General features: G+C 63.9%; 22 protein-coding genes and 2 pseudogenes. 15 read left to right on the forward strand and 9 right to left on the reverse strand.

The features are described from left to right. A pseudogene (locus WB785_RS08600) lies at nt 1-128 on the reverse strand (ABC transporter permease); the annotation flags it as partial. A gap of 252 nt (nt 129-380) precedes the next feature. On the opposite strand from WB785_RS08600, the gene WB785_RS08605 reads away from it, so the two are divergent. The 5 genes and pseudogenes from WB785_RS08605 to WB785_RS08625 all read left to right on the forward strand — a co-directional run bounded on the left by WB785_RS08605 (nt 381) and on the right by WB785_RS08625 (nt 5,186). After that, a complete protein-coding gene (locus WB785_RS08605) occupies nt 381-872 on the forward strand; it encodes a beta-class carbonic anhydrase (RefSeq protein WP_424078471.1) in 492 nt (163 codons plus the stop codon). A gap of 206 nt (nt 873-1,078) precedes the next feature. Further along, a pseudogene (cysD, locus tag WB785_RS08610) lies at nt 1,079-2,087 on the forward strand (sulfate adenylyltransferase subunit CysD). Next, nucleotides 2,087-3,931, forward strand: a complete 1,845-nt coding sequence (cysC, locus tag WB785_RS08615) for an adenylyl-sulfate kinase (RefSeq protein ID WP_424078473.1) — start codon at nt 2,087-2,089, stop codon at nt 3,929-3,931. Before cysD ends, cysC begins: the two are co-directional and overlap by 1 nt. Further along, entirely contained in the window at nt 3,928-4,665 is a 738-nt protein-coding gene (locus WB785_RS08620; protein WP_424078475.1) for a 3'(2'),5'-bisphosphate nucleotidase CysQ, read from the forward strand. The genes cysC and WB785_RS08620 overlap by 4 nt, the downstream gene beginning before the upstream one ends. Before the next feature lie 41 nt (nt 4,666-4,706). Beyond that, nucleotides 4,707-5,186, forward strand: coding sequence for an Rrf2 family transcriptional regulator (locus tag WB785_RS08625; RefSeq protein WP_424078476.1), 480 nt, complete (start codon nt 4,707-4,709; stop codon nt 5,184-5,186). 2 nt (nt 5,187-5,188) lie between these two features. Here the strand turns inward: WB785_RS08625 and WB785_RS08630 are convergent, their stop codons facing one another. Both WB785_RS08630 and WB785_RS08635 read right to left on the reverse strand, forming a co-directional pair. Further along, nucleotides 5,189-5,578 carry a VOC family protein gene (locus WB785_RS08630; RefSeq protein ID WP_424078477.1) on the reverse strand — a complete coding sequence of 130 codons (390 nt, stop codon included), beginning with the start codon at nt 5,576-5,578 and terminating at the stop codon, nt 5,189-5,191. Nucleotides 5,579-5,591: 13 nt separating this feature from the next. Beyond that, entirely contained in the window at nt 5,592-6,005 is a 414-nt protein-coding gene (locus WB785_RS08635) for a VOC family protein (RefSeq protein ID WP_424078478.1), read from the reverse strand. A 76-nt stretch (nt 6,006-6,081) separates the two neighbouring features. Between WB785_RS08635 and WB785_RS08640 the strand changes: the two genes are divergently transcribed. Then, nucleotides 6,082-6,960 carry an LLM class flavin-dependent oxidoreductase gene (locus tag WB785_RS08640; protein WP_424078499.1) on the forward strand — a complete coding sequence of 293 codons (879 nt, stop codon included), beginning with the start codon at nt 6,082-6,084 and terminating at the stop codon, nt 6,958-6,960. A gap of 11 nt (nt 6,961-6,971) precedes the next feature. Beyond that, a complete protein-coding gene (locus WB785_RS08645) occupies nt 6,972-7,358 on the forward strand; it encodes a DUF2237 family protein (RefSeq protein WP_424078479.1) in 387 nt (128 codons plus the stop codon). 9 nt (nt 7,359-7,367) lie between these two features. Here the strand turns inward: WB785_RS08645 and WB785_RS08650 are convergent, their stop codons facing one another. Next, on the reverse strand, nt 7,368-8,801 hold the full coding sequence (locus tag WB785_RS08650; protein ID WP_424078481.1) for a DUF2254 domain-containing protein: 1,434 nt from the start codon (nt 8,799-8,801) through the stop codon (nt 7,368-7,370). Between the two features lie 175 nt (nt 8,802-8,976). Between WB785_RS08650 and WB785_RS08655 the strand changes: the two genes are divergently transcribed. After that, a complete protein-coding gene (locus WB785_RS08655; protein ID WP_424078482.1) occupies nt 8,977-9,318 on the forward strand; it encodes a hypothetical protein in 342 nt (113 codons plus the stop codon). A 393-nt stretch (nt 9,319-9,711) separates the two neighbouring features. Next, nucleotides 9,712-11,025: a glutamyl-tRNA reductase gene (locus WB785_RS08660; RefSeq protein ID WP_424078484.1), complete on the forward strand. Its 1,314-nt coding sequence runs from the start codon at nt 9,712-9,714 to the stop codon at nt 11,023-11,025. 8 nt (nt 11,026-11,033) lie between these two features. Here WB785_RS08660 and WB785_RS08665 read toward each other — a convergent pair whose 3' ends face one another. From WB785_RS08665 to WB785_RS08685, 5 genes are all read right to left on the reverse strand, one after another. Then, nucleotides 11,034-11,495, reverse strand: a complete 462-nt coding sequence (locus tag WB785_RS08665) for a PAS domain S-box protein (RefSeq protein WP_424078485.1) — start codon at nt 11,493-11,495, stop codon at nt 11,034-11,036. A 7-nt stretch (nt 11,496-11,502) separates the two neighbouring features. After that, nucleotides 11,503-12,096 carry an isopentenyl-diphosphate Delta-isomerase gene (idi, locus tag WB785_RS08670; RefSeq protein ID WP_424078487.1) on the reverse strand — a complete coding sequence of 198 codons (594 nt, stop codon included), beginning with the start codon at nt 12,094-12,096 and terminating at the stop codon, nt 11,503-11,505. Continuing rightward, nucleotides 12,093-13,019: a heme o synthase gene (locus WB785_RS08675; protein WP_424078489.1), complete on the reverse strand. Its 927-nt coding sequence runs from the start codon at nt 13,017-13,019 to the stop codon at nt 12,093-12,095. The genes idi and WB785_RS08675 overlap by 4 nt, the downstream gene beginning before the upstream one ends. Nucleotides 13,020-13,101: 82 nt before the next feature. Next, nucleotides 13,102-15,459, reverse strand: coding sequence for an ABC transporter permease (locus WB785_RS08680; RefSeq protein ID WP_424078490.1), 2,358 nt, complete (start codon nt 15,457-15,459; stop codon nt 13,102-13,104). Beyond that, nucleotides 15,456-16,175 (reverse strand): ABC transporter ATP-binding protein, encoded by a 720-nt coding sequence (locus WB785_RS08685; RefSeq protein WP_424078491.1) that lies wholly within the window; start codon nt 16,173-16,175, stop codon nt 15,456-15,458. Before WB785_RS08685 ends, WB785_RS08680 begins: the two co-directional genes overlap by 4 nt. A gap of 595 nt (nt 16,176-16,770) precedes the next feature. Here WB785_RS08685 and WB785_RS08690 point away from each other — a divergent pair. The 6 genes from WB785_RS08690 to WB785_RS08715 form a co-directional block, all read left to right on the forward strand. Further along, nucleotides 16,771-17,562: a Rieske 2Fe-2S domain-containing protein gene (locus tag WB785_RS08690; protein WP_424078500.1), complete on the forward strand. Its 792-nt coding sequence runs from the start codon at nt 16,771-16,773 to the stop codon at nt 17,560-17,562. Continuing rightward, nucleotides 17,559-18,038 carry a hemerythrin domain-containing protein gene (locus WB785_RS08695; RefSeq protein ID WP_424078492.1) on the forward strand — a complete coding sequence of 160 codons (480 nt, stop codon included), beginning with the start codon at nt 17,559-17,561 and terminating at the stop codon, nt 18,036-18,038. The genes WB785_RS08690 and WB785_RS08695 overlap by 4 nt, the downstream gene beginning before the upstream one ends. Nucleotides 18,039-18,199: 161 nt before the next feature. Beyond that, complete coding sequence (locus WB785_RS08700) at nt 18,200-19,576, forward strand: molybdopterin-dependent oxidoreductase (RefSeq protein ID WP_424078493.1); 1,377 nt, start codon at nt 18,200-18,202, stop codon at nt 19,574-19,576. Between the two features lies 1 nt (nt 19,577). Further along, nucleotides 19,578-20,162 carry a hypothetical protein gene (locus WB785_RS08705; protein ID WP_424078494.1) on the forward strand — a complete coding sequence of 195 codons (585 nt, stop codon included), beginning with the start codon at nt 19,578-19,580 and terminating at the stop codon, nt 20,160-20,162. Nucleotides 20,163-20,311: 149 nt separating this feature from the next. Then, the gene (locus WB785_RS08710) at nt 20,312-20,878 is read left to right on the forward strand and encodes a dihydrofolate reductase family protein (protein ID WP_424078495.1); all 567 of its coding nucleotides are present in this window, start codon (nt 20,312-20,314) and stop codon (nt 20,876-20,878) included. A 503-nt stretch (nt 20,879-21,381) separates the two neighbouring features. Then, a partial coding sequence (locus WB785_RS08715; protein WP_424078497.1) for an alpha/beta hydrolase occupies nt 21,382-21,893 on the forward strand: 512 nt, incomplete at its 3' end.

Genomic DNA, 21,893 nt, shown 5'->3' on the forward strand with positions numbered 1-21,893 from the left:
TGGGGGTGACGTTCGATGAAGCTGTCCAACGGATGAAACGCCAGCGAGGCCAGGTAGAAGGCCAAGAACGACGCCAGCACCAGCAGCACGATGTAGTTGAGCAAGCGGCGTAGCAGGAAGCGGATCATGGCCGCCGGCCTTGCCTGTCTCGCATGGGGCCAGGGTAAAAGATCTGATCTGGGCCGGCGCGGGCACGGGCCAAAGGCCCAGCTAGGCCGCGTGGGTGCCGAAATCCGTTCCCGCTGCGACACCGGCCGAGCGCTCCGAGTCGTTCTGATCGGGCTGATCCGGACCGGTGAAAGTCTGTCCGTCGATTGTTAAACTGACCCCTTTGGGTCGGGGCTGTGCAGCAAACGACACTGCGACACAAGGAGATTGGCGTGACGGTTACCGATGACTACCTAGCCCACAACGCCGAATACGCGAGCTCCTTCAAGGGGCCGCTGCCGCTGCCGCCGAGCAAACAAGTGGCCGTCCTGGCGTGCATGGACGCCCGGCTGGACGTCTACCGTCTGCTCGGAATCAAAGAGGGCGAGGCTCACGTCATCCGCAACGCCGGCGGGGTAGTCACCGACGATGCGGTCCGCTCGCTCGCGATCAGCCAACGGTTGCTGGGAACCCGCGAGATCATCCTGATTCACCACACCGACTGCGGGATGCTCACCTTCCGCGACGACGACTTCAAGCGCGCTATCCAAGAAGAAACCGGGGTCAAACCGCCGTGGGCGGCCGAGGCCTTCCCCGATCTGGCCGAGGACGTTCGCCAGTCACTGCGTCGCATCGAAAACAGCCCGTTCGTCACCAAGCACGAGTCGTTGCGCGGGTTCGTCTTCGACGTCGCAACGGGCCAGCTCAACGAGGTCAAGCTGTAGCTCTGGCTCGCTGAACCTCACGAGCCTCAATAGTCTCTTCAGTCGCTGACCGGGCGGGTAACTTCGTCTTTCATTTCGGCCCGCGGGCGATATCACTTCTCAAAACGAGCCACGCCCAACTGAGGGTGCTGGTGTGGCTATTGGTGACAAGCGGGATCGCGCGAATTCATTGACACTTTCGGCTCATGCTGGTTTTATACAGGGTAATGCTCATAAACCTGACCAATACTACCAGCTTTACCCAGAATTGAGGGGTTGATGTCTAGTCAAGCGACGGCTAGCCCGGCGGCGGGGGAAAGCGACCGCCGCCCGGTGCCCGGGCAATACGAATTGAGCCATTTGCGCTCACTGGAGGCCGAGGCCATCCACATCATTCGTGAGGTGGCCGCCGAGTTTGAGCGCCCGGTCTTGCTGTTCTCGGGCGGAAAGGACTCGATCGTGATGCTGCATTTGGCACTCAAGGCATTCCGGCCCGGCCGGCTGCCGTTCCCGGTGATGCACGTCGACACCGGTCACAACTTCGACGAGGTCATCCAAGCCCGCGACGAGCTGGTTGCAGAGACCGGGGTGCGACTGGTGGTGGCGTCGGTGCAGGACGACATCGATGCGGGCCGGGTCGTCGAGACCATCCCGTCGCGCAACCCGATCCAGACGGTGACGCTGCTGCGTGCGATCCGCGAAAACAAGTTCGACGCGGCATTCGGCGGCGCCCGTCGCGACGAGGAGAAGGCGCGCGCCAAGGAGCGGGTGTTCAGCTTCCGCGACGAGTTTGGTCAGTGGGACCCCAAGGCGCAGCGGCCCGAGTTGTGGAACCTCTATAACGGGCGGCACCACAAGGGTGAGCACATCCGGGTGTTCCCGTTGTCCAACTGGACCGAATTCGACATCTGGTCCTACGTCGGCGCCGAGAAGGTCAAGTTGCCGTCGATCTACTACGCCCACCGCCGCAAGGTGTTCGAGCGGGACGGAATGCTGCTGGCCGTTGACCGCCACATGCAGCCCCGCGCCGACGAGAAGGTGTTCGAGAAGACCGTGCGATTCCGCACCGTCGGCGACGTCACCTGTACCGGCTGCGTGGAGTCGAACGCGGCCACCGTCGCGGAGGTCGTCGCCGAGACGGCGGTCTCCCGGCTGACCGAGCGGGGAGCCACCCGGGCAGATGACCGCATCTCCGAGGCTGGGATGGAAGACCGCAAGCGGCAGGGGTACTTCTGATGGCAACATTGCTACGCATCGCAACGGCGGGCTCCGTCGACGACGGCAAGTCCACCCTGATCGGTCGGCTTCTGTATGACTCCAAGGCCGTCATGGAAGACCAGTGGGCCTCGGTCGAAAAAACTTCCAAGGAACGCGGCCACGACTACACCGACCTGGCATTGGTCACCGACGGGTTGCGGGCCGAGCGTGAGCAAGGCATCACGATCGACGTCGCCTACCGTTACTTCGCTACTCCCAAGCGGAAATTCATCATCGCCGACACGCCCGGCCACGTTCAGTACACCCGCAACATGGTGACCGGGGCATCGACCGCCCAACTCGCTATCGTGCTGGTCGATGCCCGGCACGGTCTGCTCGAGCAGTCCCGTCGGCACACCTTCTTGGCGTCGCTGCTGGGCATCGAGCACATCGTGCTCGCGGTCAACAAGATGGACCTGATCGACTGGGACAAAGAAGCTTTCGAGGCCATTCGCGACGACTTCCACGCCTTCGCCACCCGCTTGGATGTGCACGACGTGCTCGCGATCCCGATGTCGGCGCTGCACGGCGACAATGTGGTGACCAAGTCCGACCGCGCGCCCTGGTACGAAGGGCCGGCACTGTTGTCGCACCTCGAAGAGGTTTTCATCGCCGGCGACCGCAACCTGGTCGACGTCCGCTTCCCGGTCCAGTACGTCATCCGGCCGCAAACCCACGACCATCAAGACCACCGCAGTTACGCCGGCACGGTGGCCAGCGGTGTGATGCGCCCGGGCGACGAAGTGGTAGTGCTGCCGACCGGCAAGCCAAGCCGGATCACCGCGATCGCCGGGCCGACCGGGCCTGTGACAGAAGCGTTTCCGCCGATGGCTGTTTCGGTCAGCCTCGCCGACGACATCGACATATCCCGCGGCGACATGATCGCCCGGCCGACCAATCAGCCGAGGATCGCCCAGGAATTCGATGCGACCGTGTGCTGGATGGCGGATGCCGCGGCGCTGGAAGCCGGTCGCGACTATCTCATCAAGCACACCACCCGGACTACCCGGGTACGGGTCACCGCGCTGGACTACCGGCTCGATGTCAACACGCTTCGCCGCGACACAACCGCGGACTCGTTGCAGCTCAACGAACTTGGTCGCATTTCGCTGCGCAGCCAGGTGCCGCTGCTGCTCGACGAATACACCCGCAACCCGAGCACCGGCTCGTTCATCCTGATCGATCCCCACACCAACGGGACCGTCGCCGCAGGCATGATGTTGCGTGAGGTCTCGGCACGCTCGGCGAGCCCGAATACGGTGCCGCACAAGTCACTGGTAACCGCCGAGGACCGGATGTCGCGGGGCCGCACCTTGTGGTTCACCGGGCTGTCGGGTTCGGGCAAGTCGTCGGTGGCGATGCTGGTCGAGCAGAAGCTGCTCGAAAAAGGAGTCCCCGCTTACGTTCTCGACGGCGACAACTTGCGGCACGGTTTAAATGCCGATTTGGGTTTCAGTATGGCCGACCGTGCGGAGAACCTGCGTCGTCTGGCACATGTCGCGGCGCTGATCGCCGATTCCGGGCACACCGTGCTGGTACCGGCGATCAGCCCACTTGCCGAGCATCGCGACCTGGCTCGCCGGGTACATGCCGAGGCCGGGCTCGACTTTGTCGAGGTGTTCTGCGACACCCCGCTCGAAGATTGCGAGCGCCGGGACCCCAAGGGGCTCTACGCCAAGGCGCGTGCCGGTGAGATCACGCATTTCACCGGCATCGACAGCCCCTACCAGCGGCCGAAGAATCCCGACCTGCGGCTCACGCCGGACCGCAGCTGCGACGAGCTGGCGAAGCAAGTCGTCGAGCTGATCGAGTCGCGAAGTTGAGCGACCACACCGACCACCAAGTGGCCGCGCGGCTGGCCGCCGAAGCCGGCCAACTACTGCTCACGGTGCGCGATGAGCTGGCCGATGCCACGCAAGCCGAGCGAAAGGCGGCGGGGGACAAGCGGTCTCACGACTACTTGATGGAGGCGCTGGCACGCGAACGCCCAGGTGATGCCGTGCTGTCCGAAGAAGGCGCCGACAACCCGGTGCGGTTGCGTTCCGAGCGGGTATGGATCGTCGACCCGCTGGACGGCACCCGGGAGTTTTCCGAACTCGGCCGCCAAGACTGGGCCGTGCACGTCGCGCTGTGGCAATCCGGTGATCTGGTGGCCGGTGCGGTGGCGCTGCCCGCACAAGGCGTCACGTTGGCCACGCCCGATCCCACGCCGCCGCCGGATTACCCGGGATCGCCCCGAATCGTGGTCTCGCGCACCCGCCCGCCGGCGATCGCGCTGCAGGTCCGCGACCAGCTGAACGGCACGTTGGTCGAGATGGGATCGGCTGGCGCGAAAGTCGCCGCGGTAGTGCAGGGTTTGGCCGACGTCTACGTGCACGCCGGTGGGCAATACGAATGGGATTCGGCGGCGCCGGTCGCCGTAGCCCGTGCCGCCGGTTTGCACACCTCACGTATCGATGGTTCGCCGCTGGAATACAACCGGCCCGATCCGCTGCTGCCGGACCTGGTGGTGTGCCGACCGGAATACGCCGACGCGGTGCTGGCTGTAACGGCCTGAGCGACGCCGGTTCTTAACTTTGGCATGCAAGGATCGTGTCCATGCGCATGTCGGCCAAGGCGGAGTATGCCGTGCGGGCAATGGTCCAGCTCGCCACCGTCGACGGCGGCGTGCGGGTCAAGACTGACGACCTGGCGCAAGCCCAGGGCATCCCGCCGCAGTTCCTCGTCGACATCTTGTCCGACCTGCGCACCGATCGCCTGGTGCGCAGCCACCGCGGTCGCGACGGGGGATATGAATTGGCTCGCCCCGGTAATCAGATCAGCATTGCCGACGTGTTGCGTTCCATCGACGGGCCGCTAGCCAGCGTCCGCGACGTCGGTCTGGGCGATCTGCCGTATTCCGGGCCGACCGCGGCGTTGACCGACCTCTGGCGGGCGCTGCGAGCCAGCATGCGCTCGGTGCTGGAGGAGACGACGTTGGCCGACGTCGCGGCCGGTGCGCTGCCGAACCATGTCAGTCGGATGGCCAACGACTATCGCGACCAGGAAAGCACGCGCCACGGCCCCCGCACTGGGTAGCGCTAGCCGCCTGAGCCATAGGGCCTGGTGAGAATTTCCAGGTAATGGCCGCCGGGATCGCGGAAATACACTCCACGGCCGCCGTCTCTGGTGTTGATTTCGCCGGGTCGATTACCACCCGGGTCTGCCCAGTGCTGCAGCCCGCGGGATTGAATCTTGCCGTAGATCGCGTCGAAGTCGTCCTCGGAGACCAGGAACGCATAATGCTGCGGTCGGATCTCCTCGCCTTCGGACACATCGGCGTAGTCGAGGTTCGCGCCGTGCTCGAGTGTGACGGTCATGAACGGGCCGAACGGCTCCGGACTCGGCAACCCGAACAGCTCGGTGAGAAACTCGGCGGATTCCCGCTTATCGCGGGCGCCGACGATGGTGTGGTTGAACTCGATAGGCATGGTGCTTGCCAGTCTACTTCGGCGCGGACAGCTCCAAGGCAATGTTGTCCGGGTCGCGGAACTCCAGAATGTAGGTCGGTCCGATGTCCTTGACCGGCTCGTGCTCGAGGCCCAGATCGTCAAGATGCTTTGCCGCAGCGTCTAATTCAGCCTTACTTGCGACCCTGAACGCGAGGTGGTCCAGCCCGCAACGGTCCTCGTGGAAGCGGTCGGTAGCGACCGGCCTCAGCCCGATCAGCGCACCACCCATGTCGTAGATGACGCCACCGAACAGAAACCCCAGCTGCTTGCGCGTCGCCTCGTCGGCGTTGTCAGGCACCTCGAGCAGAACCGGCCAACCGAAGACGCTCTCGTAGAACTGTCGGGAACGCTCGATGTCGCTGACGGTGAGCCGTACATGCGCGATGGAATTGGCGGTGATGCCCATCCCAGACATCGTGCCACTGCGCAGCCTGCGCGCACCCACCGGTCTACATGCCAGAATCGCCGTCGTGCAGATATCGATGACCATGCCCGTCATGGAGCCGGACTTGGATGCTGCCGTGCTGCGGGATTGGGCGCGTGCGATCGATGACGGCCCGTTCGCGTCATTGTGTTGGGGCGAGAGGATGGCCTTCGACAACCCCGAGACTTTGACGCTGATGGGCGCGCTGGCCGCGTGGACCGATCGAGTGCGGTTGGTGACGACGGTGATCGTGCCTGCGCTGCACGACCCGGTGATGTTGGCCAAGGCGCTGGCGACGGGCGACATGCTGTGTGGCGGGCGGCTGACGGTGGGCATCGGCGTGGGCGGCCGCATCGAGGACTATCAGGCAGTCGGCGCGGACCCGACGACGCAGACCATGCGTGGCATGGCCGAGCGGGTAGCGGTCATGAAACGAGTCTGGTCGGGCGAGAAAATCACCGAGTCGCTGCTGCCGGTCGGGCCGGCGCCGGTTCAGGCGGGCGGCCCGCCGCTGCTGATCGGAACCATCGGGCCGAAGACCCTACGCAGCGCTGCCGCCTGGGCTGATGGCCTGGCCGGCCACACGATGGACCTCGACGTCGCCAAACAGAACGAGCTGTTCGATGTGGCGCGGACCGGTTGGGCCGAGGTCGGCAAGCCCAAGCCGCACTTGGCCACATCGTTCTGGTTCGCGCTCGGTTCCTTCGACGAAGCCCGGCCGCAAGTGCACCGGCATCTGCGCCGCTATATGAACTGGATACCAACCGAGTACATCGACGCGATGGCGCCGACCACCGGGTTCGCCGGCGGCGAGGAGGAACTCATCGCGGTGCTGCGCAAGTTCGAAGCGGTCGGCACCGACGAAATCCAGCTCATCCCAACCAGTTCCGATGTCAGCCAACTTCGGCGCGTGGCCGACGTGGTCGACGCGATCTAGAGAGGTGCCCGATGCCTGAGCGCAACGTGTTGGGTGGTGCGCTGGAACCTTGCGGCACCGAGCCGCTAACCGGCTTCTACCGCGACGGCTGCTGTTCAACCGGCGAGGAGGATCTCGGCATGCACACTATTTGCGCCGTGGTGACCGCCGAGTTCCTCGAACATCAGCGTGCGATAGGAAACGACCTGTCCACACCGAGACCGCAGCTCCGCTTCCCCGGTCTGGTGCCGGGGGACCGATGGTGCGTGACCGCGGGGAATTGGCTGCTGGCCTACCGCGACGGATGCGCCGCGCCGGTGGTGCTCGCCTCGACGCATGAGCGCACGCTCGATGTGGTGCCCCTTGAGGCCCTGCGCGCGCACGCCGTCGACGTGCCCGACGACCTGGGCAGCTTGTAAAGCGGGCCCCTACCCTTCGCCGCCTCGGCTAAGTCGCGGTTCGGCATCTCCCGCCAGGCGAAGGTCGTGCTGCCGTTGCGGGTAGTTTTCGGCAGAGTCGTTCCGTCGGGCGTAAACGCTGGCCACGGCGCTGTAACGGCTTTCCACGTCGGCGCGGTCGGATTCTTCGGGTACCGACTGGAGGTTGGATCGCTGGATCATCGCCGCTTGATCCATCAACGCCCGGGCCTGGTCGGGGTCCGTGGTCTGCTCCATGATCGCTTTGAGCGACTCCAGCTGGCGAATCAATACGGCGGGCATGCCGCGGCTGGCTTGGCGGATCTTGTCGAATGCCCGCTCTACCAAATTCTCGTAGCTGACCTGCTCGCAGATCACCCGGATGGCGCCGGCGCGGTCGCGGTACGCCTGCGCTGGGGTCCACACCTTCGCGAGCTTGCACAAGGTGTTGCCGAGCCAGTCGACGCATGCCAGCGCGGTGTATGTGTCGTTGACCGCCGGGGAGAGCGCCCGAATGGCGATCTCGACCAGTTGGTCGATGCCGAAGGCGGGGTCCTGGGCGAGGGTGCGGACCGGCCCGGTGACCTGTGCACGTTTCAGGCAACGCGTAATGTGGTCCGCGGCTTCGGGCGGCCATACGGCGGCCAGTTCGCCGTCTTCGACCAAAAAATTCCCCGGGCGGTAGGGCAAACGCACTACCGCATTGGCGGCCGACGCCTTCCGGATCAACATGTCGTACCGGATTGCCTGCAGATAACCACCTTTCGGGGTACAGATCATCGCGCCGGAAGACGCGATGGTGTCAATCAGCGCAGTAATTTCCTCACGGTCGTTTTGCTGATCCCCGGTTGACATGCGGATGTCGGGCCTTCGCACCTTGAGGTATCGCGTTAGGTCCTTGGCGATACTTGCAATGACGAATGGCAGCTGGATCTGGATGGCGATGTGATGGAGGAAGTAGATGAGTACCGCCAGATCGACGAGGACCAGCAAGAAGACGACCGAGACCGACAGGTGCGGCACGAAGACGCCATGCTCTGCAGGGCCGATCGCTAACAGCACCAGCACGCAGTACACGGCCGTCGCGACAAACGTGCCCAGCGTCAGCTGAGTACCGCGATCGCGGATGAAGTTGCGCAGCATCCGAGGCCCAAATTGGGTCGATGCCAGCGTCAGAGTGACGATGGTGACCGAGAAATTGATCCCGATCACCGTCATAATCGCCGCGGCTACCGCGAGAAGAATCTCCCGTGCCGTATCAGCGCTGCCGGCTTCTACCCACGCAGGCAGGCTGAGAACGCCGTGGTAGACGGCGCGATCTACCTCCAAGGTGGCCCAAAACAGGGCGATCGATGCGAGCACCTCCAAGGACGGCATGAGCCAGAAGTTGGTTCGCAGCATTTCGCGCCGCCATTGCGACATTGACAATTTCGAAATCAACGGCATAAAGCCACGCTAGAGCAAAGCATTGCCGCTCAGCGCATGTCTGCATGGCCAGGGCCGCAAGTAACCAGCGGCGCGGTGAACTCAGCGAGCGAGCTACACCGAGACTTTCGACACACCCTGCATTTTCATCGTCCAAAGCACGCCGAAGTGCGGCCGTAGGCAGCAAGATTTGACCATGAAACTTGTGATGACGACCTTGGCGCTGATCACCACCGCCATCCTGACCGCGCCAGCGGGCCACGCGGACCCTGATCCACACAAGCCCGACGTCGGTGCCAACTACTGCCCTGGTGGCGCGGGGATGGGCGGCCAACCAGGCCAACCCGTCGAGCCCTATTGCGACGGTGTGCCCTATGCGGACGGCTCGTACTGGCATGCCGTAACGCGCAGCGGGACGAACTACGTGATGGTTCAGTGCGTCGTGCCCCAGCCGCCGCCAGGCCCCTTCTCCGGCCTTATGCCGGCGTTACCGCCTGGACCGTTACCGGCACCGGCTGGCAGCTGCACTGGGGATTGACTCCGGCTGAAGATTTCTGATGCTCCGGGGCGCGCAAAGACATTGGGGCGCTGGTCTTTTAGACGGTCTGAGCCAGGTTCAACTCTCAGTCTGCATGAGGTAGTCATCAACCCACTTGGTTGAAAGAACGTTGCGCGGTGGCTAATTCGTCTGAGACGAATTCGACTCTGATGACGCTCATGCGTATCCGTGTTGTCGAGGCGGGGTCGCCCGTTGCTCTCATGCAAGCAGTTGGCCATCGAACTGAATTCGGTGCCGCATCGTGTCCTATGTAGGCGTTTGGCGAAGTCGTCGGCAAGCGTAGTGCGATTGCACGGCGACGAGCGTCCTCTGACGACTTTGCTGCTCGCCTGGTACCGCATGTCCCAGGAAACCTAAGTTGGTGATCCGGCCGTGAGCGTATTGCTGTTCGGGGTTTCGCACAGCAGCGCGCCGGTATCGGTGCTCGAGCAGTTGAGTTCCAGCAGGTTTGATCAGGCCAAGATCGCAGACCAGATCTTGCAGTCCTCCCTGGTAACCGAGGCCATGGTTTTGTCGACATGCAACCGCGTCGAGGTGTACGCGGTGGTCGAAGCATTCCATGGCGGAGTTATGGCGATCGGGCAAGTGCTCGCGGCGCGGGCCGCGATGTCGTTGCGCGACCTGACGAAATACGCCTATGTGCGCTACGCCGAAGCGGCCGTCGAGCATCTGTTCGCTGTGGCCAGTGGTTTGGATTCGGCGGTAGTAGGCGAGCAGCAAGTGCTGGGCCAGGTGCGCCGCGCCTATGCGGCCGCTGAGGCCAACCACACCGTCGGGCACGTCCTGCATGAGCTGGCCCAGCGGGCGCTGGCGGCGGGCAAACGCGTGCACTCGGAGACCGCGATCGGTGCCGCCGGCACTTCGATGGTGTCGGTTGCGCTGGGCATGGCCGACGCCCAGTTGGGCGGGCTGGCCGGATGTAGCGCAGTGATTGTGGGTGCCGGTTCGATGGCGGCCTTGTCGGCCAAGCATTTGGTTTGCGCAGGTGTGGCACGCATTTACGTTGTCACCCGGTCGCTCCCGCGCGCCCAGCACTTGGCCGACACCTTGTGTGCACAAGGCGTGGACGCCGACGCGCGAGGGCTCGAGCACATATCGACCGCGCTGGCCGACGCCGATGTGGTGGTGTCGTGTACCAGCGCGATGCGGCCGGTGGTAACGCAGTCGGATGTGCATCGTGGGCTGGCGGACCGCCCTCGCCGCAGGCCGTTGGTGATCTGCGACCTCGGTATGCCCCGCGATGTCGACCCAGCTGTGACGAGGCTGCCCGAAGTCTTCGTCATCGACACGGATCGGGTGCAACGCGACTCCTCGGCGCGCGCCGCGGCGGCTGATACCGAAGCTGCGCGTCAAATCGTTGCCGCAGAAGTTGAGGATTACGTCACTGGCCAGCGGATGGCCGCGGTGACCCCAACCGTAACCGCGCTCCGCCAGCACGCAGCCGATGTCATGGAGGCGGAATTGTTATGCCTGGAGCGCCGGCTGCCCGCTTTGGACAGCGTCCAGCGCGAACAGGTCGCCCGCGCTGTCCGGCGGGTGGTAGACAAGCTGCTGCACACGCCGACGGTGCGAGTCAAGCAGCTGGCCAGCACGCCCGGCGGGGATAGCTATGCCGAGGCGCTGCGCGAGTTGTTCGAACTTGACCCGCAAGCCGTCGACGCGGTCGCCCGCGCCTCGCATGGTTAGGTGGTCGCTTACCGGCGAGCCGCTCGGACCCGCTGCCCCATTCGGCGCGCGAGATTGATTGGGGCAAGCGCGGCTTGCCACGCTTTGCCCTCCCATTGGCCGCCAACACCCAAGAACGTCACGACGGCGCCGTCTGCACCCCCACCCTCGGCGGGTATCAACGCAATAGTTGTATGGGCAACGACTATGCGACCGTCCTTGCAGAGAGCCACGAGCTTGAGGGTGCCGCCGGTCATTTCGCCCGTTTTCATCGCTCTGTCAAAGCCCCACCAGTGCACTGGGCGGAAAATGGGCGGGATGACAATATCGAGACTTCGCCCGATCGCGTCGTCGGCTGTATGACCGACGAACTCGGTGACTGCGGTATCCCATTGGCGGATGATGCCGTCGCGATCGACGGTCACGTTTGCGGGCCGGTCGGAATGGGCCGCCTCGGAAGCGTCCATACCGAAATAACGGTGCTTGCTCACGTTTAGTTCACCGATTCGGTCCGCTATTCGTCGGCTGGACGGGGCGTGTCGTGTCGAGCAGCCAGGGACACGCCCGCGAGATACGCGCCCATTCAAGCTTGAACCACGGCGTGAAAGTCTCGGGTGCGACGGCTATCTCGGTTTGCAGCGCTTGCGGCGTTATGTAGCGCCACGCCGCGACCTCCTCGGCGTTCGGCTGCGGTTGCTTGCTGCTGCGACCGGCGTAAACCGAGCACAGTTCGTACTCGGCGCCGTGTGAGTCGTACTGCGCGTGGTAGCGGAATTTGAACAGGAATTGCAGATCCGTGCGCAGCCTAAGTTCCTCCCACAGGCGGCGATGGATGGCGCAGTTCATCGCCTCGCCACGGCGGGGATGCGAACAGCAGCTATTGGACCAATAACCTGGCCACAGGCGTTTGCCCTTCGCTCGCTGCTGCACGAGCAGTTCGCCCGCTGGGTTGAACACGAATAGCGAGAATGCGCGGTGCAGCGTTCCGCTGCCCCGATGCGCGTCAGCCTTGGTTAGACAGCCGATCTCGTGGTCATGGATGTCCACCATGATCAGCTGGTCGTCGTCACCGGAAACGATATTCCCGGTCATTGCGCCAGCAATGTCGGCAGCGCCAGCGCCGAATCCACCGCCAGCGCACAGAACACGAGTGCCAAAAAAGTGTTGGACCGCTGAAACAGCCGCATTGGATCGGCCGATTCGCCCCGACTCACCCGCGCGGAGAGCTGGTGAGCCGTCACTAGCAGCCACGCCGCGGCGAGCAGCGCGACCGCGCTGTAGAGCCAGCCGGTGGCAAGCGAAAGCAAAAGCGTGGCGAACACGGTCAACCGTGTATAGGTGAGGATCTGCTTGGCGACCTGACTTTCGGTCGCGATGGCCGGCAGCATCGGCACGCCCGCGGCCCGGTAATCCTCCTTGTGGCGCATCGCCAAAGCCCAGCTGTGCGGCGGTGTCCAGAACACGACGATCGCGTATATCACCAGGGCTTGCCACCCGATGGCGCCGGTGACGGCCGACCATCCGATCATCACCGGCATGCCGTTGACAGCGCCGCCCCAGACCACGTTATAAGCGGTGCGGCGCTTGACCACCAGCGTGTAGACGAGAACGTAGAACGCGATCGTTGCCACCGCCAGCAGACCCGTGAGCAGGTTCGTGGTCCACCACAGCCACAAGAACCCGCCGGCACTGAGCACCAGCCCGAACACCAGCGCATGACGTGTCGATACTGCGGCGCGCGCCAGCGGCCTGCCTGCGGTGCGCTTCATCAACTTGTCGATGTCGGCGTCGGCAACGCAGTTGAGCGTGTTCGCGCCTGCCGCCATGAGCATCGCGCCGACGAGTGTGTTGATAATCAACACCGGGGCCACGACACCGCGGTTGGCGAGCAACATCGGCGGAACTGCGCCTATCACCAGGTGAATGGTCTGCGGCTTCGTCAAGGCCAGATAGTCAGACAGCGCGGCCCGCAGGCGATCGCGCCTCGACAGGCTGGCCCCCTCGCGAATGGTCACATTGATACTCCCCACGCTGACCTTCACTAGGGACACGGACCGCGCATGCCGCGCGTTCAACAAACCCCGTTGGTTAACGCGGTTATTGCGCCCGCTCGCGGACCACTTTCGCGACATCGATGCGTTCGATGAGTCGGGCGGCGGGGAACTGGGAGACAGTTGCGGTCACGATGACGGCGACGGTGCCAAGTATCAGCACCAACGGGCCGACGGAAAAGTGAAGGTTGAACAGGTCGTTGTTGTACGAGCGCAGGAACAGCCATCCTGCGGCGACGCCGGCGGCCAGGCCGATCGGGACGGCGAGCAAGATCGCCGCGATGTTCTCGACCGCCACGACGGCGGTGAGCCGGCGAATCGGCACGCCGGCTGCGCGCAGGGTAGCGAGTTCGCCCGTCCGTTCGGCCAGGTTCACCGTCATGGTCACGTAGACAACCGTGAACGCGAGCAGAGCGCCTAGTACCAGCATCGAGCCGGCGAACGCCCAGAAGATGACGAGGTAGCTCTCGATTTGGTGTTCGACCGCGTGCGCATCGGTGTAGGCGACCACGCCGGCAAGTCCGGTTGCAGCGGCACGCACCCGATCGCGGTCAACGCCGTTGCCGAAGCGCAGCAAGTAGCCGTCGGGTCCAGCATTGGTGATCGATCGAGCCACGGAGTTGGTCGCATACATTGCAGTCCCCAACGGTTCGTCTACCAACCCGGTCAGGCGAATCTGTCGGGCGGGTCCAGTCGCCGGCATGACCGTGATGACTTCGCCGACGCGCACCCCTAGTTTGTTCACCAGCGCAACGCCGGCGAGGACCCCCTCGGGTGGCAGCGTTCGCGCTGTGCCCTCCGGGGTACGAAACCCGTGCATGACCGTGGCGGGGTCGAGGCCGGTGAGCGATGTCGGATATGTGTGTCCGTGGGTGACAATGGTGACCCGCGCGATGGTTGCCGGTTCGACGACGGCAACGCCGGGCAGCGATAGGAGTTGAGCCCCAACATCATTGGGACTCGGCGCGGTCATGACTGTGGCATCCTGACGCTGGACTTGGCTGAACTGAATGGCGAGCATCGACCGCACGCTGGTCAGCATGCCCGCCGAGGCGAGTATCAGCACGAGCGCCAGCACGCCGCCGACCATGGTCGCGACGGTGCGGCGTCGGCTTCGGGTCAGAGACCGTAGTGCCATCCGAACCGCCACGGGCAGCAGCGCCCATCGCGCGGACAGCCGGGTAAGCAGACCTATCCGCATCCGGCGCACCCCGTCGCCGCGCATCGCCTCGGCGGGTTCGGTTCGGGCGGCGCTAATCGCCGGTGCGAGCCCCGCGATAACCCCGGTGGCCAGCCCGAGGGCCAAACCAATGATGGCGGTGGGGATTCGATGCTCGATCACAGTGTCCGGGAGTCCCAGCAGAGACGTGTAGAGAGTGGTGTACGCGGAAGTGGCCGCCCACCCGGCAAGAACTCCGGCCACGCCAGCGACCGCGGCGATCAGCGTGCCGTGCCACACGTAATGCCCGACGACCGCGCCCCGGCGTGCGCCCAGGGCAAGCAGAGTGCCGATGACCGGTCGCTCGGTGTAAACCAGGCGGGTGATCAACACGTAGCCGGCGAGGGCCGCCGCAGACAGAAACATCACTGGAAATCCGATCGCCATGACCGAGAAGCCGTTGAAGTTTTCCCGCAGCGCCCCATCCGACGGTTGATCGCCACGGTCTTCGATATCCACCGCCCCGGCGGAACGCAGCAGGCCGGCGACCGCGTTGCGGTCGGAAGGGGTTGTGCCGTCGACCATCTCGATCAATGTCTGATTCGGCGTCGTGCGTGCAGACAATGCTCGGGCGAGCGGCTCGGCAGCGAACAGCACGGCGAACGCGTGAGGGTCGCCGAGAATGTCTTGGCGGTTACGGGCCGGCCAGAGATACTCCGGCGATCGCGCAATGCCCGAGACCGTCACCTCCCGCCAATGCGTGCCGTCAAACACCTGGATGCGTTGGCCCGCGGCCAGGCCGAACGTATTGGCGGTGTGACGCTCGACGAGCACCTGGTCGTCGTGTGTGGGGTCAGGAAGGCGTCCTTCGATCAGGTCGATGTCGTTGATTCCGTGACTGTTTAGCGATGGCAGTCCGACGACCCGGCCGACAAGTTTGGTGCCATCGACCATCATCGGTCGATCGGCTTGAGTGCGGGTCACCACGCGGCGGATACCCGTGGTGTTCCGGATCGCCGCTGCGAAGGTGTCCGGCTCACCGCCGGTCACGGTCAGATCGGCGAAATGTGTTCTAACATAGGTGCGGTCGTACGACGCCTGGACGTTTCGGAAAGAATCGTAACTGGCGACGAACAGCAACACCCCTAGCATCACGATCGCGCCGATCGCGGCGGCCTGCGGCAGGCGCCGCCGCAGATCGCGAAATACCTTCTTGTGCAACGTGCGAACCATCACGGTGCTCACCAACGGATGGTCGCGGCATCGGCCGGCGCCGCGTTGGATTCCACCGACACGATGGAGCCGTCGCGCAACCGCATGACTTGATCGGCGATCTCGGCGGCAGCTTCGTTGTGAGTCACCATGATCACGCTGCGCCCGGCACGGCTGGTCTGTTGCAACAACTCAAGAACCTGGCGGCCCGTCGCGACGTCCAGTGCACCGGCCGGTTCGTCGGCCAGCAGTAGGTCGGGGTCGGTGGCCAGCGCCCGGGCGATCGCTACGCGCTGCTGTTCTCCGCCGGAGAGCTGCGCCGGGAAATGATTGGCGCGATCCGACAAGCCGACCGCGGCAAGCAGATCCGGAACGCGGTCACGGTCACCTCGGCCGGTCAACTCGATTACCACCTGCACGTTCTCGAACGCGGTCAGGGTGGGAATCAGATTGAAGAATTGGAACACGAACCCGACGTGCGCGCGGCGGAAAGCGCCCAGGTCGCGCGTTCGGCGGCCCGAAATGTCTTGCCCGGCGACGACGATCGTTCCGCAATCGGCCGATTCGATGCCGCCGATAACGTTGAGCAGCGTGGTCTTACCCGACCCGCTTGGACCCAGTATCGCCACCAATTTGCCCGCGGGGATGTCGAGATCGACCTTCCGCAATGCGTGCACAGCAACGGCGTCCTCGCCGTAAGTCTTGCTGACCCCGCTCAGCCGCACCCCTCCACGCACGTTGTTGGTCATCCGACCCTCCGTGGTTGTTGTCGGCGCAACGCGGCGACCGGCAGGTCGACCGCTACCCGGGCCCGAGCAGATCGTCGCGGAGCCACCCAGCTGGCGGCGCGGCCGACCGTGGGGTCATAACGTAGGCACGCAGGCGCACTTTCAATGGTTCACCAATCCCGCCGACATTCTCTGGTTCGACCTCGCCTGTCTGCTGAATGGCCGATAGTCGGACTTTGGCGTTTTCGCCCGTTGATGGCGGTCATGCTCCCTAGTCTTGCTGACCCGTATGCCGAGGTGTTGTTGCGATTGAACAAATCGCCATCGGAGTACGTGTCCTAGACATGGACTAGGGCGACCGGGTGGTCGCAGTCGGTCCATAGCCGAGGCGGCGTCGAGACCGGTGCGCCGCGCCAATCCAGATCGGTTGATGGGTCGAGGGGTCGGGGAGCCCGCATCGATTCGCTTTCGCACACACGGGAGGGGTGCCGTGGCTGAGCGGTCGCAACTTTCTTTAGATCGGCTGCGCAGGGCCGGACTTGCTGTCCGGATAGCTCTCGAAAAACAGGAGTGGCTGGATCGGCCAAGCTACCGGTTGGAGCATGCGCTTACGTTTTTGTTCGCCGCCATGGGCAGACATCGTGACCGTGTCAGTAACGCGCTGCACGGCACCTGGCTGGGTCATCCGTTGCATCCGGCATTGACGTCGGTGCCGACTGGGGCGGTGGCAAGCACGGTGGCGATGGACGCCGTCAGCGTGCTGGGTCGCCGCGCACCGGAGTGGCGCGATGCCTCGAGGTTTGCGTTGGGCGTGGGTCTTGCCGGAAGCATCGGTGCGGCGGCTACCGGTCTGACGGACTGGCAACACACCCATGAGCAATCGCGTCGAGTGGGCCTGATCCACGGCTTGCTGAACGCGGTCGCAACTGGTCTTTATGCGTTGTCGTGGTGGGACCGCGGTCGTGGCCGTCATGTGCGCGCGATGGCCGGCAGCGCGCTGGGCTACGGGCTCACTCTCGGAAGCGGATATTTGGGCGGTGAGCTGGTGTACGGATCAGGCACCGGGGTGGACCGCTCTGGCTCTCGGCTCAGCGGGCACAACTGGACGCCCGCGCTGCCTATCACCGCGCTGAACGGGCAGCCACAGCGAGTCCAGATCGAGGGCGTCGGCGTGGTTCTGTATCGCAACGACGATCAGGTGTTCGCCGTTGGTCAGCACTGCCCGCACTTAGGTGCGCCGATGCATGACGGCTGGATCGACCGCGACCGAATCGTATGTCCTTGGCACGGTTCAAAATTCGCGTGCGAGTCGGGTGAGGTGGTGCGCGGCCCGGCGACAGCTGCCCTGCCGAGATATCCGACTCGGATCCGCGATGGGATGGTCGAGGTGCGCGGGGTGGCGCAATGAACGCCTATGACGTGCTGTTCGAGCACCATAAAGTGCTACGCCGCCTGTGCGCAAAGATCAGCGCGATTCCACCGGAAACTGACGCACGGCAAGAGGCCCTCGACGAATTGTTGATGGAGCTCGACATCCACATGCGCATCGAGGACGACTTGTTCTATCCGGGCGTAGCGCAGGCAAGCGAACTCGTCGCAATCGCCCATGCCGAACACCGACAAGTCTGGGATCAGCTCACGGTGCTGTTGCGGACCCCTAGGACAGCACCGGAATACGAGGCCGAATGGCACTCGTTCGTCACCGTCTTGGACGCTCACGCCACCGAAGAAGAGCGTGACTTATGTCCCGCACCAATAGATTTGAGCAAAGAACTGCTGGACGCACTCGGCAAGAAAATGGAGGAGCGTATGGCCGAATTGCGTACCTCCACACTGCAAAAACTTCATGTCAAGGGCCGTGCCGCCATGTTGCGTGCGATGTGAAACCAAGCGCCCGTACCGATATCCGGAGGAGTGGTCTTAATGTGGCGATCCACCAGCCAGCAACGACGGCGTCACCGGCGTCTGCTGTGTGGACCAAGTCGCCAGTGTGCACCTCGCGATCCCCACTTCACTTTGGCTGGTAGGTCGCTGGAGGTTTGCTGATGAAGTCTGGCGGGTCAGAAACGCCCAGACCGCGCAGCCCCGAGCCGCCGAGCGACTCAGGGCGGTACGGCTTTCCGCGTCGTCTGTGGCGCAGCCTCGATCGTCATCCCCCGCCCGGTGTGAGCGTGCGACGGCACTGGCGAAGCCCGCTGCGCGGACCTTGGCTCACATCGACCTTGGGGGCAGTGTTGGTGATCGGGTTGCCCCTCGTGATCCTCACGGGACTCCTTTCGTACATGGCATATGCGCCCCGGTTCGGACAGGCACTCCCCGCCGATGTTGGTTGGTTGAAGCTGCCCACCTTCGATTGGCCATCTCGTCCTGCGTGGCTGTATGGCCTTAACCAGGGTGTACATGTAGGCCTTGGCGTCACGCTGATCCCGGTGGTGATCGCCAAGTTGTGGTCTGTGATTCCGCGACTTTTCGCTTGGCCCCCAGCCCGATCGATCGCCCAACTGCTTGAGCGAATTTCGCTGGTAATGCTTGTCGGTGGAATCCTCTTTGAAATCGCAACCGGTCTGCTGTTCATCCAGTACAACTTTCTTTTTTGGTTCCCCTGGCACACGGCGCACTACTTTGGAGCGTGGGTATTCATCGTCGGTTTCCTGATGCACATCACGCTGAAGATCCCAAAGATGGTGCGCGGGATTCGGTCGATGCCGATGCGAGAGGTGTTGCGCGTCAACCGTGCCAATACCCGACCCGAGCCGCGTGGCCCCGAGGGGTTAGTTGCCGACGATCCCGCTCCGGCCACGATGAGCCGTCGCGGTGCGCTGGCACTGGTCGGGAGCGGTGCGCTGGGACTCGCCGCGCTGACAGTCGGGCAAACCGTCGGCGGCCTCACTCGCGAGACCGTGTTGTTTCTGCCGCGGGGGCGCACCCGTGTTGATGGCCCAAACGACTTTCCGGTCAACAAGACCGCCGCTGCCGCCGGAATCGATTCGGCGGCGATCGGCGCTGCGTGGCGCCTCAGGCTTACTGGCGGACCGATACCGGTGGTACTCGACCGTGCTGCATTGGCCGCGATGCCGCAGCACACTGTGCGGCTGCCAATCGGCTGTGTCCAAGGCTGGTCCACCGTCCAGACCTGGAGCGGGGTGCGATTAGCCGATCTGGCCGCCACAGCCGGTGTGCGAGCGCCGCTGTTGGCTCGGGTGCAATCGCTGCAGAAAGCCGTAGACGACAAAATTGGGGATTTCGGCCACGCCTTCTTGCAGGCCAATCAAGTGCTTGACCCCGATGCGTTGCTGGCGTTGCGCGTAAACGGCGTCGACCTGTCGCCGGATCACGGGTACCCGGCTCGGATCATCGTTCCAGCGCTTCCCGGTGTCCACAACACAAAGTGGGTCAGTTCCATTGAGTTTCAGGCCGATTGAGATGTCTGTTTTCCTCGTACGGTTACGCAGGTTCTACGGCTCGCACCCGCTGCACCTGATGACCATGGCCGCAGGCTTCACGTTGGCCGGCTACATCGTGTTCACCTTCAATCCGGCAACATTGTGGAATCCGCAGACATGGTGGCAATCCATCGCTACCTGGCTTGCCGCGGCGATCATCCTCCACGATCTCGCGTTGTTCCCGCTGTACGCACTTGCCGACCGCGTTCTGGGCACGACGGCCACACCGCGACGCCGACGCGGGCAACTCCACGCCCCGGGGCTGAACTATGTCCGCATTCCGGCGCTTGCATCGGGATTGACCCTGCTCATATTTTGGCCGGGCATATTCGGGCAGGGCTCGGCGACTTACTTGGCCGCCACCGGACATACCCAGCAGCCCTTTCTAGGTCGCTGGTTGTTGCTCACTTCGGTCATGTTTCTTGTCAGCGGCTTTTGCTACGCGGTTCGACTGCTGCTGGCTCACTTCCGCACCGCGGTCAACAGCAAGACCGCGCGAGCAAACCGACCAGCCGCTCCGCAGCCCATCGCCACGCCGGTGCGCGCAGGACGACGACAAAGCTAGTGCCAAACCGCTTTGTTCGCTGCGGACTGCTTCGACCGCTCGTGCCGCCCCCCAAGACCAGCCGTTGCTGGCTCGCCCATCGACAAGAATTTGACGATTCCAAGTGTGGCGTCGCGATGAGTTTTGCCCTCCGGTGCAGTCTGATGCGCATGGGCAAACTCATCTATGGCTTCAACGTATCGGTGGACGGGTATATAGCCGACGCACAAGGCGACATCGACTGGAGCGATCCGAGCGAAGAACTGCACCAGTACTGGAACGACTTCGAGCGGGAGACCGCCTTGGCGTTCTACGGGCGGCGGCTTTACGAACTGATGTCGGCGTACTGGCCGACCGCCGACAAGACCCCGGACGCCACACCTCTGATCGTTGACTTCGCCCGCATCTGGCGCGACATGCCCAAGGTCGTGTTCTCGCGCACCCTGGAGTCCGTCGACTGGAACTCCCGCCTGGAACGCGGCGACCCGGTCGAGGCGGTGACGAAGCTGAAAGCCGAAACCGACGGCCGGCTGGAGGTGGCCGGTGCGACGCTGGCCGCACCGATCGTGCAGGCCGGACTGGTGGACGAATACCGGATCGTGGTCACGCCCACCGCCGTAGGCGGCGGCACCCCGTTCTTCCCGACACTGCCGTCATGGATCTCGCTGCGACTGTTGGAGAACCGCACCTTTCCGGGTGGCAGGGTCCTGCTGCGCTACGAGGCGAAACACAACTGATGGGACAACCACAGTCAGGCGAGCGGCACCCAGTTACCGAGGAACCTGCCGGTAATACCACTCGGACGGATCGTCCAACAACTCATCCCACTGCAATATTGCGGGAAAGGTGACCTCTTCGGTTTGCGTGTCGAGAACCGCTGATAATTCCGTCAATCGCTTTGGACATCGTTCGTCTAGCTTTGCGGGAGGTCAGCCGACCGCCCTCGGACTGTCATCGCCGTCGATATGTCCAGCTTCCCTCGCCGAAGGCGCGACATCGGCTCGCAATCGCGCCCATTACATGCTTCAGCTAGATGCGATACTATCGTACAATGTATGAATTGGGGGCTCGATGGGAGTGCGATGAAGGTCGGAGTCAACATGTTCATCGCTGATCAGTTCCTCAGTGATCTTGTACTTTCGCGTATCAACGTCAGAACAGGCAGCGCTGGGTCTGCGCCTGGAAGTCCAGAGGGCGACTGCAAACGCGTAAGCCGATCCCAAAGGGCTGACGATCATTGATGAATTCTGTGAATCCCGATCTGCGCCGCCTCGCCCTGCTCACACCCCGACAACTAATGACGCCGAGGACGCTGCCTCTGATGCGGGCGATGAGCCGGCTCGAGTGGCGGCGCACGCCGAAGCACGTCGAGGTGCTGACGCTGGCGTCGGGTGCCGGGGTGCGGTTGTATCGTCCCCCCGAACTGAGCGGGGCGGCGATGGTATGGATCCACGGCGGCGGCTATGTTGCTGGCCGCACATTCCTGGATGACGCGCAGTGCCGCCGGTTCGTGCGGGAGCTGGGTATCACGGTCGCATCGGTGGAATACCGCCTGGCGCCGGAACATCCCTACCCCGCGGGGTTGGAGGACTGCTATTCGGTGGTGACCTGGTTGACGGGACTGCCTGCGGTGGACCCTGCGCGGGTGGCGATCGGCGGCGCCAGTGCCGGCGGTGGGTTAGCTGCGGCGTTGGCGCTGCTCGCGCGGGACCGCGGCGAGGTCGCGCCCGCTCTGCAGGTGTTGTTGTATCC

This window comes from Mycobacterium sp. (genome assembly GCF_049585075.1).
Taxonomy (GTDB): Bacteria; Actinomycetota; Actinomycetes; order Mycobacteriales; family Mycobacteriaceae; genus Mycobacterium.

What these genes read in the sequence shown, in the direction of transcription:
- cysC (WP_424078473.1), top strand. Translation starts at nt 2,087, where the DNA reads ATGGCAACATTGCTACGCATCGCAACGGCGGGCTCCGTCGACGACGGC.
- WB785_RS08625 (WP_424078476.1), top strand. Translation starts at nt 4,707, where the DNA reads ATGCGCATGTCGGCCAAGGCGGAGTATGCCGTGCGGGCAATGGTCCAG.
- WB785_RS08630 (WP_424078477.1), bottom strand. Translation starts at nt 5,578, where the DNA reads ATGCCTATCGAGTTCAACCACACCATCGTCGGCGCCCGCGATAAGCGG.
- WB785_RS08635 (WP_424078478.1), bottom strand. Translation starts at nt 6,005, where the DNA reads ATGGGCATCACCGCCAATTCCATCGCGCATGTACGGCTCACCGTCAGC.
- WB785_RS08640 (WP_424078499.1), top strand. Translation starts at nt 6,082, where the DNA reads ATGACCATGCCCGTCATGGAGCCGGACTTGGATGCTGCCGTGCTGCGG.
- WB785_RS08645 (WP_424078479.1), top strand. Translation starts at nt 6,972, where the DNA reads ATGCCTGAGCGCAACGTGTTGGGTGGTGCGCTGGAACCTTGCGGCACC.
- WB785_RS08650 (WP_424078481.1), bottom strand. Translation starts at nt 8,801, where the DNA reads ATGCCGTTGATTTCGAAATTGTCAATGTCGCAATGGCGGCGCGAAATG.
- WB785_RS08655 (WP_424078482.1), top strand. Translation starts at nt 8,977, where the DNA reads ATGAAACTTGTGATGACGACCTTGGCGCTGATCACCACCGCCATCCTG.
- idi (WP_424078487.1), bottom strand. Translation starts at nt 12,096, where the DNA reads ATGACCGGGAATATCGTTTCCGGTGACGACGACCAGCTGATCATGGTG.
- WB785_RS08685 (WP_424078491.1), bottom strand. Translation starts at nt 16,175, where the DNA reads ATGACCAACAACGTGCGTGGAGGGGTGCGGCTGAGCGGGGTCAGCAAG.
- WB785_RS08695 (WP_424078492.1), top strand. Translation starts at nt 17,559, where the DNA reads ATGAACGCCTATGACGTGCTGTTCGAGCACCATAAAGTGCTACGCCGC.
- WB785_RS08700 (WP_424078493.1), top strand. Translation starts at nt 18,200, where the DNA reads ATGAAGTCTGGCGGGTCAGAAACGCCCAGACCGCGCAGCCCCGAGCCG.
- WB785_RS08705 (WP_424078494.1), top strand. Translation starts at nt 19,578, where the DNA reads ATGTCTGTTTTCCTCGTACGGTTACGCAGGTTCTACGGCTCGCACCCG.
- WB785_RS08710 (WP_424078495.1), top strand. Translation starts at nt 20,312, where the DNA reads ATGGGCAAACTCATCTATGGCTTCAACGTATCGGTGGACGGGTATATA.